Raw genomic sequence first — 14,384 nt, forward strand, 5'->3', positions numbered from 1 at the left:
TCCTTCCTAAAAGTTTGTACTAATCAAAAATTATGGAGTAGATAAATCAGGTGAAACCCTATTTACCAATCCAACTATTAACAACATTATTTGTAATCACAACCAGCACCCTCACTCCTGCTGTTTCTAACGCTCAAATCGATTTAGCCTGTTTCATGCGGGATGCCAATGGCAATCTGATTGACCTTGGCAAACTTTGCGGCATATCAAAGCAAAACAGTTCAGGGGTGATTACAATCCCGATCAAACGCCGAGTCTATAACACTCCTGTGATTGATGTCACCTTTAATGGTAAACGAACCTTTGAAATGGTGGTTGATACAGGAGCATCCGTCGTGACAATTACCCCAAAAATGGCAAAAGCTTTGGCATTGAAACCAGAAGGAACTGCCACGATGGATACAGCTAATGGTACAGTAGATGTACCCCTGGGTCGCTTGGCCTCCGCTGCCGCAGGAGGTATTGTGGCTAACAACCTATTGGTTGCTGTGAGTCCATCCCTGTCAATTGGACTGCTAGGACACAATTTCTATCAAGATTATGATCTGACGATTAAGCAAGATGTCATTGAGTTGCACCTTCGTTAATCCGTAAGGTTAAACACACGCTCTTTACACAGGTTTGGGGAACTCGCCAACAAGAAAGCGATCGCTTAATCAAATCAATCATTTGGGATTCCGTCAGGGTAGAGGCTGCTTCATCCCACATCACCCTGATCACGCGACCTCTACGCACTAGGAACTCGAAGACAATTTCACCAGCTACCCCTAGGGGTAGGTTCAACCGTTGCAGATGTTGGGTTAAACAGGTTGTCCCTATTTCATCTAATCCCTTAACTCTGACCAACTGTAACCTGTGATGGCTGATTGCCGCTGAGCTTAATATCTCTGACTTCACCTTTTGAATCAATCTAGGACAGACCAAGGTCAATTCAAAATTATCTGGTGATTGAGTACCGAAATAGTCCTCAGTGATTATTTCTGATTCCTGATCGCCAGAATATGGATTATCATTATCATTGTTCCTATCCTGAAGTGTCTTAGAAGTAATATACTCCTGAGGGATAATTTCTGATGCCTTACCGGGAGCATATGGATTATCATTATCATTACTTAGCTTAGATTCCTTGGACCTGTTTTGCCTATACTCTGACTGTTGAATCCAAGCTTTGGTTTTAACCCCTAATTTCCTATATTCACTTATTGGTAGGACAGACCTTGGGATAGGAGAAGACCAGGCGGTGGGAGAAGACAAGGCAGAGAGGGAAAACAGTAAAGATCGGTTAATCTTAGAGTTCTTAGGTGTCCCCTTTTTCCCCTGGTCATGAGGAAATGGTTTTGAATTGATGTCAATTCCTGCTTGTCTGCGGCTCCCCTTATCCCCTGCTCTCAACCCTGAACGCCACTTCTGTAGCCTGAGTCTATCCTGAATTGCACTAGCAAAAGTACTTTTGATCATGCCTTCCCAGTTAACTCCTTCTGGTATTGTTACTGGTACTTGCATCGATATCAGGTGGCTTTCTCCTGCAACCGTTACCTGATCACTGACAGCAACAAAAGCGGTGTACTGGCACAATAGTTGATAACTCAACGCTGTTGCGGTCACTGCCTCTACCCCAGCTTTGGTTTCACAGCTCAACATTTGCTGCATCAGGTGTTTAATCCTTGCTCTACCCCACAGCTGGGCAATGGCTGGATTGTCGGCTTGATCAAAATTGAGGTTAAATCTTTTCTCGTAGTAACTACCATCCGCCCTAGTACCGGTAATCCTGAGAGTACCAGTAGGGATTGTTCGGGTAGCGTAGCCTTTTGGCCAAGGTTGGTTTGGGGTTAGGGTTGAATGTTGTTTGGTTGAAAGTTCTAAGGCCGTAGGCCACGCTACGCGATCAGCTGTAGCATTCGAGTCGGGTTGGTTATTCTCCAAACCTTTAACCTTCAACTTACTAACCTGCAACTGTTCTGCCTGGAACTCTGGACTCAGAGAAATGCGTCCACAGATAACCAAAGGCTGCTGGGTAAATAGATCCGGAGTGGGATTGGGATAAATTATCGCTTCCCCTGGGCCTTCCCAAGTAACGTGAATATTGGTTAGCACTGGGTTATTAATTTGACGGAAAAACTGTTCCGCTACTGCTTCAGTTGGTTCATCCTGACGCACCATTCTAGCTATTCCCCGTCCAATTTCAGCTAAGCGATTGAGCAGAAAGCGGTTCGGAGAACTGCCGACACCAAAGCTATAGATGCGATTTCCAGGTTTAAGCTGTTGCTGTACTTCTGCTAGTACCTGATTCTCATTGCTAATGTAGCCATCACTTAGCAGTACAATACTCCGTAGTCGTCCCTCTGGTGCAGCCGGTAAATTCAGCAAGTTACGAATACCTTTGAGTAAATAAGTACCACCGTTGGCTTTTAATTGATTGATGTAGTTAATCGCCTTTCTACAGTTTTGGGGGGTATTCGATAAGGGTTTGGTAGATAGCTGGGTAGCAGTATCTGAAATATCAATAATGGTAAAGGTATCCTTCGGATTGAGTCCATTAATAAACCGACGCATCAATTCCTGAGACTTTAGCAGAGGATCCCCCATTTGAGAACCAGAGGTATCGATCAGGAACACCACATCCTTTGGCACAATCTCATCGGTGCTATAGTCCAACGCGGGGATAAGATACACAGCAAAATGATTGCCCCGTTGATCTGCGTGGGTAAGTACTGTTGTCTGAGTTTGCTCCTTGGCAATCCCATAGCGTAGAATCAGGTCTTTGTTGGGAATCGTGTCTTCCTGACTCAGTTTTACCCGCAGGATTTGCCCCTGTTGTTCAATGTTAATCTGATGGGAGGTAGAATAAACCTCTGTAATTGCTACTCCAGCGTCAATCTCGACGGTTACCCCAATGTCATGACCTGAGCGCATGTCTGGCGGAATCAAGGGTGGAGTGATCCGGGAAGCATCGGGAACGAAGTCAGTATCCCCACTCTCATCAATGGGAGTACCAGGTATGAAACGGGGGCCAACTACCATTGGGAAGACAAATTCATAATTACCCCCCTGGAACTGTAGCTGATCGGTATAGCGAATGGTGACCTCAATTTGCTCCCCTGGTTTAATGTGAGCTAGAGATTGAGTAAAAATATTATCCCGTTCTTGCTCTAAGAGTCCCGCAGTCCGCCCCTGACTGCAAGCTTGCTCGTAGATAGTTTGAGCCTCTTCCCGTTTTTTGATATTGCCCTCAATTATGCGATCGCTTAATTTAATCTCCATCTCATCCACCGCCGCTTCATCCGGTAGTGGAAAGATATAGACCGCTTCTAAGGGTTCGCTAAATGGATTGTCAAAGGTCTGTGTCACCTCTACCCGTGACAGGTGACCGGTGATTTTGGCGTAAACGTCTGTATGTTTCAGAGGAAATACCGAATGTTGCTCCTCTTCGTTAACGTATAGTCCCCCTAGCAACTGCTTGGAGCATAATAGTGCATGAGTGGGCATGGGCATTTACCTTAAGATTGAGCAAATGGGTGAGCTTCGCCACTGTCCCTATCAGTAGCAAGGTCTTGGGTAGACGCACCATGCTAGCCACAAATCTAATGATAAATCCTTACCAAGAGTGAACTTGGGTCAATCTGCCTTTTAGTTAGCCATCATAATCGCTGTCAATCTCAATATCGAGAGTTTCTTGATCTACCCTTACATACAAAATGTTTGGACGACAGCACACTTGACAATCTTCGATATAGGATTGCTGTTCACCAGCGCTTAGATCAACAAAGGTCAAATTGGTTTCACCACAATAGGCACAGGAATATTGAGCAGTCTCTTGCATTCACTCAGAATTTTCTTTGAGTGTAGCAATAATTTTATTGGGTCAGGGCTGACGGAGATCACAACTGACCTATGAAATTGGTAACTGATAAATTTACAGGCTGACGGTCTGTTGTGGAGTCGTTTTTTGTGGAGTCGTTTTTTGTTGAGATTTGACGGTTGACGGTTGACGGTTGACGGTTGATGGTCAACCATAAACAAAAATTCAATTTACAACAGCTGATGACTAAACCATCTCCATCGTTACCACCAGGATGCATTTTCCGCCCTGCCTGTGCTAAGGATACCTGGGCAATTCTGAAATTAATTCTGATTGCTAAACTAGAGCCTACCCAGTTACGTTGGACCCAGTTTCGGGTGATTGAATTTGAGGGGCGTGTGGTGGCTTGTGGACAATTGCGCAACTTTCCCGATGCCCAAGAATTGGGGAGTTTGGTTGTGGCACCTAAGTGGCGCAATCGGGGCTTGGGGAGTTATCTGATGGAAAATCTAATCAAAGAGGCAACTCAGCCTCTTTATCTCGAATGTATGGGTTGGCTGACGGCATTTTACAACCGTTTCGGTTTTGTGTCAGTATCCTGGCAAGACTTACCCAAATCCCTTAAAGTTAAGTTTGGCTTGTCCAAACTAGCAACTACAGTATTGGGTATTCCTCTATCCATCATGACCTACCAACGAAAGGATGAAGGATGAAGTATGTTCCCGTAGCGTGGCCATTCGCGTACCGTGGCCTTTTGGCCTTGGCCTTGGCCAAGGCTGAATTTTTTGGGATCCATGCTTTTTGTCTTCAGACTTTATACTTGGTATCGAGCTATTGTATGGAGCTATAAAATAAGCAGTATTGGAAGCAGCCAGCCGCCTATGGCAACCGCCGCATTTTTTCAAGGTATATTAGGAGCTTCGAGTTTGGCATTGGGAGCCTTAGTTGGGGTTTTCTGGCAGCCAAACCGCACTGTTTCTGCTGCCATCATGGCATTTGGTAGTGGGACCTTAATTTGTGCGATCGCATTTGAAATCACCATCATTCAACTCCAATTACCCAACGGGCGCGTTGCTGAATTTCGGTATTGATTGGTTTTGTATTTTGCCTTCAACCTTGGCCTTTCGGCCACGCTACGCGAACAACCTTCAACCTTCAACCTTGGCCTTTCGGCCACGCTACGCGAACAACCTTCAACCTTTAACCTTGGCCTTTCGGCCACGCTACGCGAACAACCTTCAACCTTCTGGACTTGGTGATGAATCACTAGATTTGACATCCAACCAAGCTCGGATTTCTTCAACTAACCAATTCAATTCAGCTTCTGGTAATTGTTCGCCAAAGATGTAAGTTTGGGATTTTTGACCAAAGGGTGATGGTCGTTCTACCTGAGTAGTGATCGCAATCCCCCGATGGTATCTGCCTTGTGCATCCCGATAGGCAGTAATATAAACTTCTTTAATTTGTGAGTTTTCTCCTCGATCCCATTTTTTGCGGCTCAAGGATGCCTTAATAATTTCAAATTTTTTGTTATCAAAACAAATACGAACTGCCTCAGAAAAGTCTTTTTCAGAGTTTAATGATGTTATCCACATCACTAAAAAAATTGGGATAGCTAAAGGCAGTAATGATACTGGAATTGCTAATAAAATTACTAATATTTGAAGAATAAGGTGCTTAAATAAGTCAAGTAAAATTGCTACGACTACTCCCAACCCAACACCAACTAATATCCGGTTTTGCCTAGACTTTTCTAAGGTCTTGAATCGCTGTAGGGAGTAAGAAAATACCCCCTTTACCACCCCTCTAGCTTGTTTTAGGGCATGTTTGAAGGGTTTCATCACTATCATTTCCCAGTGAGAGGGGATATCAATGATCAGTTGTTCTGCTGATTTATGAATACGGACAACAGTGTCTGGCAGACCAGTTGGGGAGGTGTTGTTTGATGGAACCACTGGGTTAGTGTATAGGGCTTCAGTAGCTTGTTTAGCATCACTGAAGCGGCGCTCCACAGCTGGTTCTGTAATTTTTTCTAGCCAGGTCACCAAGCCAGGCTCAACAGTAGAACCGAGTAGTTGACGAAATTGAATCCGCAAATTTTCCTGAGGTAACTCAGCAGGTGCCACTCCAGTCAGCAGTTCAATCAAGGTCACCCCTAAGGCATACAAATCAGAAGCAGGCACAGCTTGACCCCCAAACTGTTCCATGGGAGTATAACCATAGGTTCCCACCACTGTAAATGTGGCACCCGCAGTAGTTGGTTGAGCCTGCACTGCTCCAAAATCGATTAAATATACCTGCTCGTCCTCACCCCAAATTAGATTGCTTGGCTTGATATCTCGGTGTAAGACTGGGGGGTTGAGCTGATGTAAGTACTGAAGAATTTCTAAAATATCAGCTGCGATAGTATTTACCTGCTGCTGAGAGAATCTAAACCCTTGAGACTGTTGCTGTTTCAGGGATAGACCAGGGATATACTCCTGAACCAGTCCAAACCATAGGATACTCTCATCGAGGGAAAAATAATCCCGATACTTGGGAATCCGAGGATGATCCAGTTGTTTGAGAACTTGCGCTTCCCGCTCAAATAGTTTCAAATCGTCCCATTGTACGGGACCACCTAAAGCCAAAAGCTTGACTACGACTTGTGTGTCAGACTCGGAATCCAGTGCTAGCCAAGTCTGGCGCACTGGATTGTCATTCAGCTGCTGCTGGAGGTAATAGCGATTTTGGAGGACTTTTCCAGATTCTAGCATAGTGTAGTAGGCGTTGAAGCCAGTTCTTTTACTATAGCTTTTGGTGAATACAACATAGTATAAAGAAGGATCCTTGTGAATAAGAGCAATCAACCATGTCCTGTAGTAGTTACAGAAGTATTGGGGTTGTTGCTAATAGATTGTTTGTCAAAAAATTATGATTACCCTAAATCCCTCTGGTAAGCTATCAGCTATCAGCTATCAGCTATCAGCTATCAGCTATCAGCTATCAGCTAAAGGCCTGTGGCCACGCTACTTGAGATGCTTAGGTGCGCTTTCCGCATCTAATTATTAAATTCGCCACGGGTCGCACTTGAATAAAATAAGCTGACCGCTGAGCGCTGACCGCTGAATGCTTACTCCCTCTGCCTAATTAACCCCCTTCCATCCCCCTTAAAAAAGCCGAGTTGTTTCAAGGGGTGCTAGGAAGGAAATCAAAGACACGAAGCTCTTAGTTTTTAAAATTTGTTTTATACACAGTACAGTCTATATTCAATAGAATAGTAATTACATTTTAGGTAATTTTATTGATTGTTTAAATTGAACTTGAAATTATAACGAAGTGAAGAATTAAACTAGATAAAAATTAAATTATTGCTCCAGAAAAGATTCCTAAATACCTATTTTAATTGATAACTACAGATGATAAATCATAAGTTTTACCCTGGCTACTTTTTTGACAAGGACATTGAATTAGCTTTAATAAAGCAAGTTTAAATTATGGATTATATATTTCTATAAACAACTAGTATTGAAGATAAGTATAACAATGATAATTACATAAACATAAATCCCTGGTTTCAAGCGGGAAGTGATTACAATATCGATAAAAAATTGGTTATGGTAAAACTAAGTTGATTACAATTTTTACCAATCATGATCTGGAATGTTCAAGTTTTAACTATTTGCCAGAGTAGCTTTTTGGTTAGATTTATCTAACTATAAACTCTGTCAATGAGATGTAGCAACTCTTGTGGAGCATCATCCTTTCCCAGACCGATAAGATAGTTATAGTCTCAAGGAGTTTAATTCAGTAGGTGTTGCAATTGCTGTTGTTGTAGTTGCCCAATCCCAGTGGTTGCCCAATCCCAACTTGAACCTTTTCTGTAATCCAGGCAGACTACCACCAGCCTGTGATGGGATAAAGTCTCTCCCCATCCCTGTTTTTGGCGGAACGGTTTTTGAGCTGGTGGAGCTGTTGCTTGAATAGTTCTATCTGTTGCGTTCTATCGGTTGCGGCTGGGCGGAGATTTGTCAATCTAATTTATTTAGATGTGTTTGCCCTGGGGGGAAAGCCAAACACACAAACAACCACCGTCACGGTTATTCAGTTTTTAAGGCGCGAAACTTTGACACTTGTCCCTAAGTGTGATACTTTCATTGAGTGCTTATCGATACTGATTTAAAGCCAGCAAATCCCACACCATTTACCCCAGCATAACCTCTGGGGGGTGTTGTAATTTGTTTTTACCTGGTAGTCGGTGTCGCACCGCTATCTTCAATGGCCTAAGACTTGGTTTCTTAGGAACCGATTCTTGTCGGGGTCGAGAAGACAAAGATACTGAAGACAATGTGAAATTATTCTTATGATTACTCAGTCACCACCAAGTAACTGGCGACTCAAGCCAGGTTATCTGAGCTATAGTGGCTCTCAGTTTGAGTCCGTTCACATTCTTTTGGGAGGGTTTTTGGCCGATCGCCATTCCTCTAATCCTCTATCGACTGGCTCTTTACTGTCCGACAATCCCAGCTGTGAATGGGGCAAGGGGCAGCCATTCGAAAAAGTGATCGACTCTCCAGAAGCTTTTGCGGCGTTGATAGCAAATCCTCAGTTGTTTCGACATGCGATCGCAATTATTGAACCCTGGAAACATGTGGGCTGTAACCCCCTAGGTGAGGAGGTCCGTGCCTCGGTTAATGTGGCTTATTTGGCGCAAAAAGTTGCTGACTGTGATTCAATTCTCTTTCCCTATTGGGCCTCAGGTCCGTTAGATTTGGAGCGACTGATCCCCGTCATCAGCTCAGGATTGGCAATTGTGGTAGAGGGGGGGGATCCATCTCTCCGGAATCCCTCTACCTTTGCAGGGGCAAGTTGCTCCCATCAGGATCTTCTCCGTCTATCTGAGCAAATTCTCCTGTCTCGGACTCCTGCAAGCGCACCTGCCATATTTATTTGTTTAGGGCACCAGCTTGCGGCTCAGGCTCACATCAGCCTGATTCGTCGGGCAGTCAGGGAAGTGTTAGCTCTAGATGTTTTGGAGGGGGATGGCAATGGCAAGGCTTTGAGGGCTTTACAACGTATCTGTCAAGAAATCCAGGCAGTAGGGCAATCCCTGGTCATCAAGAAGCGGGATGGCCGTGTGGTGGCAGACAATTGGGAGCATCAGGAGTTTGCGGTGGCTCACAACGAAGCAAAAGAGATTGGTGATCGCCAGCTGCGGCAGTATGAATCCCCTGACCATGAGACCTCCGGTGTTCCTGAGGCACTGATTGTTGCCCATGAGATTACCGCTGATGAGCACGAAGGGGTGATTGATACGTCGATTGCCTATGAGCATGAACTCAACATTGCAATGTTTCATTCGGACGAGGTGAACGAAGAGGCAATCTTATTTGCAAACTGGGCGTATCGGTTAATTCATGATGCTCTCATTCCCAGCCGTCACATTGTGGCGAATAGTGCTTTGTCTTGGCTTATCCAGCTCCCTGATGCTGTTGAAATTTTGTGCTCGACGGCGGATGATGATGATGAGGTGTTGACAGAGTGTTCTGCCACTTGCATCAATTACAGAGATTTTGAAAGTAAAACCGTTCGGCGATCGTTTACCTGTCAGTTTCATCCGGAATTGCTGGCAGATCTGCGGGTGGTGGGTTTGCGGCAGCCCCCTTCCTATGAAGAGCTGAAGCAGGATGATGGGGTACGGCTATTTGCACGTTTGTTGTATGCCGGGATGCAAGAATAGCGATCGCAATTTTACAGGCACAGAGTTAGATTGGTGTGTTAGAGGCAGCATAACGCGCCCTAAGGGAGGCCGATCGAGCTGAAAAAGGGGTGGCTGTTTAATTAGTAAAGTGTTAGGTTTCTTTTGATAGTGGCTAAAACGAACATGAACCAGGTAGCGGTACCTGGTTCATGGCTATACTTATTCAACAAAATATCTAGCTAGGGTTTACACAGTCTTACAGCCGACGCTCAACAAAAAAGTATATTCCTCCATTACTTACTTTCCTGAGTGGTTTGGCTTTTGATGTTTTAGCAGTTTGGCTAGCCTAAAGATACTGAACAAAGATGCTTCAGATCATTACCACTAGCTAGTTAAAACATCTACCAATTAGGGCTAGACATGGTTTCAGTTGTCTAGGGTAGGTGGTAATTAAACTCAATTACTCCCATTCATGCTGATTTAACGCCTACCTTACCCTACATGTCTTGTTAATCTCTACGACTAAGTTTTTAGGGCTGTAAGTTCTTCAGGACAGGAGGCACAGTCCTGAATTCCGATTGGTTTGTGTGCCTATGATTAATGTATCAACTTGGCTGAACTTTTGGTAGACTCTGTTCAGAGAAATTTGCTAAACTTAAAATTTGTTTAAAAAGCCTATGAATTCGTAACGTTCGAGAAATCCTATAGGACTTACGGCGCAAACCCGTTTATTGAGGGTCATTACACCGATTTCAGCCTTTGACTTATAAGAGAAACCTGGTTTTAAGGGTCTTGCTGTGTAAGCCCTGTACTAATTATTGATTCGAGAATATCCCACCCTCAGTAACTCTTCCGCAATCCAATTTGAGCCTAGGTATAGGGATAAATGGGTAAATTAGGGCATGGGATGATATGGATTTTTTTTTTGATTTATATGTTAAGCATTTTGTTAGCTTGCATTACTTGACAAATCCTTTAGATCTGATGTGCATTCTGTATTTTTTGCTACTATACTCGAAGAAAATCTTAGAGCTGACTTAGGGATTAAAAAGACTCTGATGAAGAAGTTGTTAATTACGCTATTGGTAGCACTGTGCTTGGTTACAACACTATTTCTAACCAGCCCTGCCACTGCACTAGCTAAAACTACACTTTACCCAGGTGAAGAACTCAAAAGAGGTGATTTCATAACCTCTCCGAATGGTCAATACAAGTTCATTCAGCAAGAAGATGGAAACCTCGTTCTCTACAACGGTTCTGGACTCCCTTTGTGGGCTAACGGGCAACATGGCAAAGCAGTGAGTAGAACCATCATGCAGGATGATGGCAATTTTGTTACCTATGGATACCCTGAGGCACTTTGGTCTTCTGGTACTAGTGGGAGTCTAGGTGCTTACCTCATGCTCCAGGATGATGGCAACATTGTAATTTATCAGCCCCATCCCGATCCAATATGGACTACTAATACTGTTGAGTAAATTACTGATTAATATGAGGGGTGACACCCCTCATATTAATGGCTATATTTTGATTATGTAGATGCACCCTGATGATCAAGAGAGCTTGAAGACGGCTCTCTTATTTTTTTTTAGGGAAAGGGATCGATGCAGGAGATCTCAAAAGCTGTGTGTACTCATTCAAAAACAACGGAAAACAAACAACGCAAAATAAACAACGCAAAATAAACAACGCAAAACTAGCGAATGCGATTGGCCTAAGGCCACGCTTCGCGATCGCATACTCTGTCGGACATGATCTTACCAGCAATATTAAATCAATACGTCTTCTACCATAATTTCATTTAAAGTTTTCAATAACTCCCGCTCATTGTAAGGCTTATAAAAATAGGCAGATGCCCCTAAAGTCATAGCTAGTTGGCGATGCTTAGAGCCACTCCGGGAGGTGAGCATAATAATGGGTAAAGTCTTTAAGCTCGGCTCTACTTTGACCCGAGTTAAAAAGCCGTAGCCATCCAGCCGGGGCATTTCGATGTCACAAATAATGGCTTTCACCTCTAATCCCCGAAGCAGTTTTTCTATCCCATCCTGACCATCTTTGGCATGTTCTACAATATACCCAGCTTTTTCTAACCCCAATGCCAACATCCGGCGCACGTTAATCGAGTCATCAATGATTAAGATGGTGTCTTTGGTACTTGGTTGTATACCGATTGAGGGAGGTTGTTGCTCCACAAATCCCTTTGAGGTGGGGCAATGTTGTGGGGATAAACTCTCTAGGTTAGTGGTGCGCTGACAACTGATTATCCAGCGTAGCATGGCGTTGGCGTCTACCAGAGGAACCACTCGACCGTTGCCGAGAATGGTACAGCCGCTAAATCCATCAGGTAACCCTAGGGTTCCTTCTACTTGACGCACGGTGACTTCTCGCTCTCCCCAGGAGCGGTCTACACACAGGCCGATTAATTGCTCGGCTTGATTGATAATTAGAATAGTAGGTTCGTTGATGCTCGGGGTTTCTTCTAGGGTGGTGACCCGACGGCGACAGTAAAATTTCAGCCACTTTTTCATGCGAATCAGGGACACCATTTTCCCTTGCCAGTTGATGACTTCGTTGCCTAGGGTGGTTATGATTTGCTGGGATTTGAGCATCAGCATCTCTTGAATCACATCGATGGGAAATGCCAAGAGCATGCCGTTACTTTCCACTAGCAGGATGCGTGCTACCGATAGGGTAAAGGGGACGGTGAGGGTAAAGGTGGTTCCCCAACCGGGTTGGGTATCGACTCGGATATTCCCCCGGATTTGCTTGAGGTTGTTGCGCACTACATCCATCCCCACACCACGACCAGATAGGTCGGTGACTTGATCAGCCGTACTAAATCCGGGTTCAAAAATCAGAGACAGCAATTCCTGGTCACTGGCGCTGGCGAGCAGCTCCTGGTCTAATCCCATTTCCTCTGCTCTGGCTCGGATTTTAGTTAAATTAATGCCTTTGCCATCATCACGGAGGGTAAGCTGGGTCTGGTTCCCCCTGTGGATGGCTTTGATTTCAATAGTTCCCTTTGGCGGTTTCCCCATAGCCTGACGGGTGCTAGGGTCTTCAATGCCGTGGTCGAAGGCATTGCGCAATAAATGCATGAGGGGGTCACTCAGGGTTTCCAGGATGGTGCGGTCAATCAGGGTACCTTTCCCCACTACCTTGAGTTCTACTTGTTTGCCATGCTCCACACACAAGTCCCGCAAAGCTCGGGAAAATCGTCCCACTAAATCAGATAAGGGACGCATCCGAACCTGAGTCAGATTGGTTTGCAGCTGCTTGGCAGTTTTGTTTAATTCATGGGCAATGCTATCAGTATCGTCTAGGGTCAATTCCAAGTCGCTGGTGACTTCTTCGATTTGAACAATGGTTTCCATCACCTCCCTTGATAGCAGGTGCAAGTCGCTGTAGGAATCCATCTCTAAGGCATCAAACCCTTGAACAGTAATAGCTAGGGAAGTAGAGGAAGCAGAGGAAGCGTCAGAAGCGGCGGGAGAAGATACGGAAGATGGCAGCAACAGTCCCTCGGATTTGCTGGTTTCCCCATCCCCCTGTCTTCCTGTCATTCCTCTTGGGGTGGCAATCTGGTCATAAGATGTGCGCAGCTTGTGATTGGAGGCTTCGAGAATCTTGACCCGGCGGCTGAGGTTGTATACTAGGGTGCGCAGTCGTCCCAGTTGCAGGGAAAGACCATTGCGCTCGATAGTCAGTTCTCCAAACAAGTCATTGAGTCGATCCAACTGTCGCACAGGAATGCGCACAGTATTTTCCTGGTGTGGGTCTTTTGAGGAGTCTTCCTGATTGTTCTCCCTCACGAAGATGGGTTCAGGGCAAGGGGGGGAAGACAAGGGAGGGGGAGAAGACAAGGGAGAGGGGGAAGAAATCTTGGGATTGCTATCCACCCATTGAAATACCTTTACTTCCCCTTGATCTGGCTGGTCTGGCTGGTCTGGCTGGTCTGGCTGGTCTGGCTGGTCTGGCTGGTCTGGCTGGTCTGGCTGGTCTTCCTGGTATGCCTCATCCCCTTGTCCGAGTAGTTCTGGCTGATCGGTTTCCAATTCCCCAACTAATATAGCTTCCTCTGGCACCCCTGGGTCTGTAGCTCCTCCTTCATTCTCCTGAAACTCCCTAGCTTCGAGGCGGCGGGGTAAATGAGTCAGTTGACCCACCAGTACCAACGCCTGGGATTGCCGCCACAGCATTAGAGCTTGTTGGGCGATCGCTTCCACTTGGTCTGGGGCAGCTTCTAGCTGGTGATTGATGTCTTCGCACAACTGGCTAAAAGCCTCAAGCTGCAGCATTTCTCCTAACCCGCCTAATTCTTGAGCCATGATGGACACTTCTTCTAGCAAGCAGGGCTTTTCGGGGTCTGCTAATACCCCTTCTAGGCGAGCTAGACACCCTTCCACTTCTGTTTCAAACAGCATGGCAGTCACATTAGTGCCATCCTCTGCTCCCAGCATAGTAGTTGCATCATCTGCGACCGGGTCCCCTAGAATATCGTGCAGTTGATCAAATACTGGGTTAGCTATGGTTTCTAGCCACTGGGAGTCTACCCGATTGCCCTGGCGGTTGATCTCGAGTACCTGGCGCAGACAGTCTACCCCCTGTAGGAGTAGACTTTCGAGTTGGTTTTCGATTGCGATCGCATTTTTCTTAGCCTTGAGAACTTTAAATGAATCCTCTAAACGGTGAGTTAGGTGACTCAAGGTGCCATATCCCATCATCCCAGCTCCCCCTTTGACAGAATGAACCGCTCGCAGAATCCCATCCATTTTCTGACTATCAATGGCAGCGCTGGCTAAACCCAGCAGCACCGATTCAATGGTATCTAAGTATTCCTTTGCCTCTTCGAGAAACTGTAGCTGAATTTCCAGTTCTTTGTCCTGTGACATGTGTAGTGGTTAG

General features: G+C 45.2%; 11 protein-coding genes. 6 read left to right on the forward strand and 5 right to left on the reverse strand.

Going from position 1 to position 14,384, the window contains the following annotated elements:
- The first annotated feature begins 50 nt into the window (after positions 1–50).
- Entirely contained in the window at positions 51–587 is a 537-nt protein-coding gene (locus F6K57_RS02040) for a retropepsin-like aspartic protease (RefSeq protein ID WP_293017526.1), read from the forward strand.
- Here F6K57_RS02040 and F6K57_RS02045 read toward each other — a convergent pair.
- Both F6K57_RS02045 and F6K57_RS02050 read right to left on the reverse strand, forming a co-directional pair.
- Positions 565–3,486 carry a VIT domain-containing protein gene (locus tag F6K57_RS02045; RefSeq protein ID WP_364300837.1) on the reverse strand — a complete coding sequence of 974 codons (2,922 nt, stop codon included), beginning with the start codon at positions 3,484–3,486 and terminating at the stop codon, positions 565–567. The genes F6K57_RS02040 and F6K57_RS02045 overlap by 23 nt on opposite strands.
- Positions 3,487–3,631: 145 nt before the next feature.
- Complete coding sequence (locus tag F6K57_RS02050; RefSeq protein ID WP_071103615.1) at positions 3,632–3,820, reverse strand: CPXCG motif-containing cysteine-rich protein; 189 nt, start codon at positions 3,818–3,820, stop codon at positions 3,632–3,634.
- 221 nt (positions 3,821–4,041) lie between these two features.
- On the opposite strand from F6K57_RS02050, the gene F6K57_RS02055 reads away from it, so the two are divergent.
- The 3 genes from F6K57_RS02055 to F6K57_RS02065 all read left to right on the forward strand — a co-directional run bounded on the left by F6K57_RS02055 (position 4,042) and on the right by F6K57_RS02065 (position 5,058).
- Positions 4,042–4,512 (forward strand): GNAT family N-acetyltransferase, encoded by a 471-nt coding sequence (locus tag F6K57_RS02055; RefSeq protein ID WP_293017528.1) that lies wholly within the window; start codon positions 4,042–4,044, stop codon positions 4,510–4,512.
- Between the two features lie 168 nt (positions 4,513–4,680).
- Positions 4,681–4,890 carry a hypothetical protein gene (locus tag F6K57_RS02060; RefSeq protein ID WP_293017529.1) on the forward strand — a complete coding sequence of 70 codons (210 nt, stop codon included), beginning with the start codon at positions 4,681–4,683 and terminating at the stop codon, positions 4,888–4,890.
- Positions 4,891–5,058, forward strand: coding sequence for a hypothetical protein (locus F6K57_RS02065; RefSeq protein ID WP_293064355.1), 168 nt, complete (start codon positions 4,891–4,893; stop codon positions 5,056–5,058). It begins immediately after the preceding gene.
- Here F6K57_RS02065 and F6K57_RS02070 read toward each other — a convergent pair.
- Entirely contained in the window at positions 5,038–6,555 is a 1,518-nt protein-coding gene (locus F6K57_RS02070) for a serine/threonine-protein kinase (RefSeq protein ID WP_293064358.1), read from the reverse strand. The genes F6K57_RS02065 and F6K57_RS02070 overlap by 21 nt on opposite strands.
- 1,008 nt (positions 6,556–7,563) lie before the next feature.
- Entirely contained in the window at positions 7,564–7,713 is a 150-nt protein-coding gene (locus F6K57_RS02075; RefSeq protein WP_158069500.1) for a hypothetical protein, read from the reverse strand.
- A 428-nt stretch (positions 7,714–8,141) separates the two neighbouring features.
- On the opposite strand from F6K57_RS02075, the gene F6K57_RS02080 reads away from it, so the two are divergent.
- Together F6K57_RS02080 and F6K57_RS02085 are read left to right on the forward strand one after the other, a co-directional pair.
- The gene (locus F6K57_RS02080; RefSeq protein WP_293064362.1) at positions 8,142–9,518 is read left to right on the forward strand and encodes a hypothetical protein; all 1,377 of its coding nucleotides are present in this window, start codon (positions 8,142–8,144) and stop codon (positions 9,516–9,518) included.
- Between the two features lie 947 nt (positions 9,519–10,465).
- Positions 10,466–10,957 (forward strand): hypothetical protein, encoded by a 492-nt coding sequence (locus F6K57_RS02085; protein ID WP_293064365.1) that lies wholly within the window; start codon positions 10,466–10,468, stop codon positions 10,955–10,957.
- A 291-nt stretch (positions 10,958–11,248) separates the two neighbouring features.
- Here F6K57_RS02085 and F6K57_RS02090 read toward each other — a convergent pair whose 3' ends face one another.
- Positions 11,249–14,371, reverse strand: a complete 3,123-nt coding sequence (locus F6K57_RS02090) for a response regulator (RefSeq protein ID WP_293064368.1) — start codon at positions 14,369–14,371, stop codon at positions 11,249–11,251.
- Positions 14,372–14,384: the final 13 nt, after the last annotated feature.

It is taken from the genome of Moorena sp. SIO4A5, from assembly GCF_010672005.1.
GTDB lineage: Bacteria > Cyanobacteriota > Cyanobacteriia > Cyanobacteriales > Coleofasciculaceae > Moorena.

Coding starts and splice junctions, on each gene's coding strand:
- F6K57_RS02045 (WP_364300837.1), bottom strand. CDS start 3,486: ATGCCCACTCATGCACTATTATGCTCCAAGCAGTTGCTAGGGGGACTA.
- F6K57_RS02050 (WP_071103615.1), bottom strand. CDS start 3,820: ATGCAAGAGACTGCTCAATATTCCTGTGCCTATTGTGGTGAAACCAAT.
- F6K57_RS02055 (WP_293017528.1), top strand. CDS start 4,042: ATGACTAAACCATCTCCATCGTTACCACCAGGATGCATTTTCCGCCCT.
- F6K57_RS02060 (WP_293017529.1), top strand. CDS start 4,681: ATGGCAACCGCCGCATTTTTTCAAGGTATATTAGGAGCTTCGAGTTTG.
- F6K57_RS02070 (WP_293064358.1), bottom strand. CDS start 6,555: ATGCTAGAATCTGGAAAAGTCCTCCAAAATCGCTATTACCTCCAGCAG.
- F6K57_RS02075 (WP_158069500.1), bottom strand. CDS start 7,713: ATGGGGAGAGACTTTATCCCATCACAGGCTGGTGGTAGTCTGCCTGGA.
- F6K57_RS02080 (WP_293064362.1), top strand. CDS start 8,142: ATGATTACTCAGTCACCACCAAGTAACTGGCGACTCAAGCCAGGTTAT.
- F6K57_RS02090 (WP_293064368.1), bottom strand. CDS start 14,371: ATGTCACAGGACAAAGAACTGGAAATTCAGCTACAGTTTCTCGAAGAG.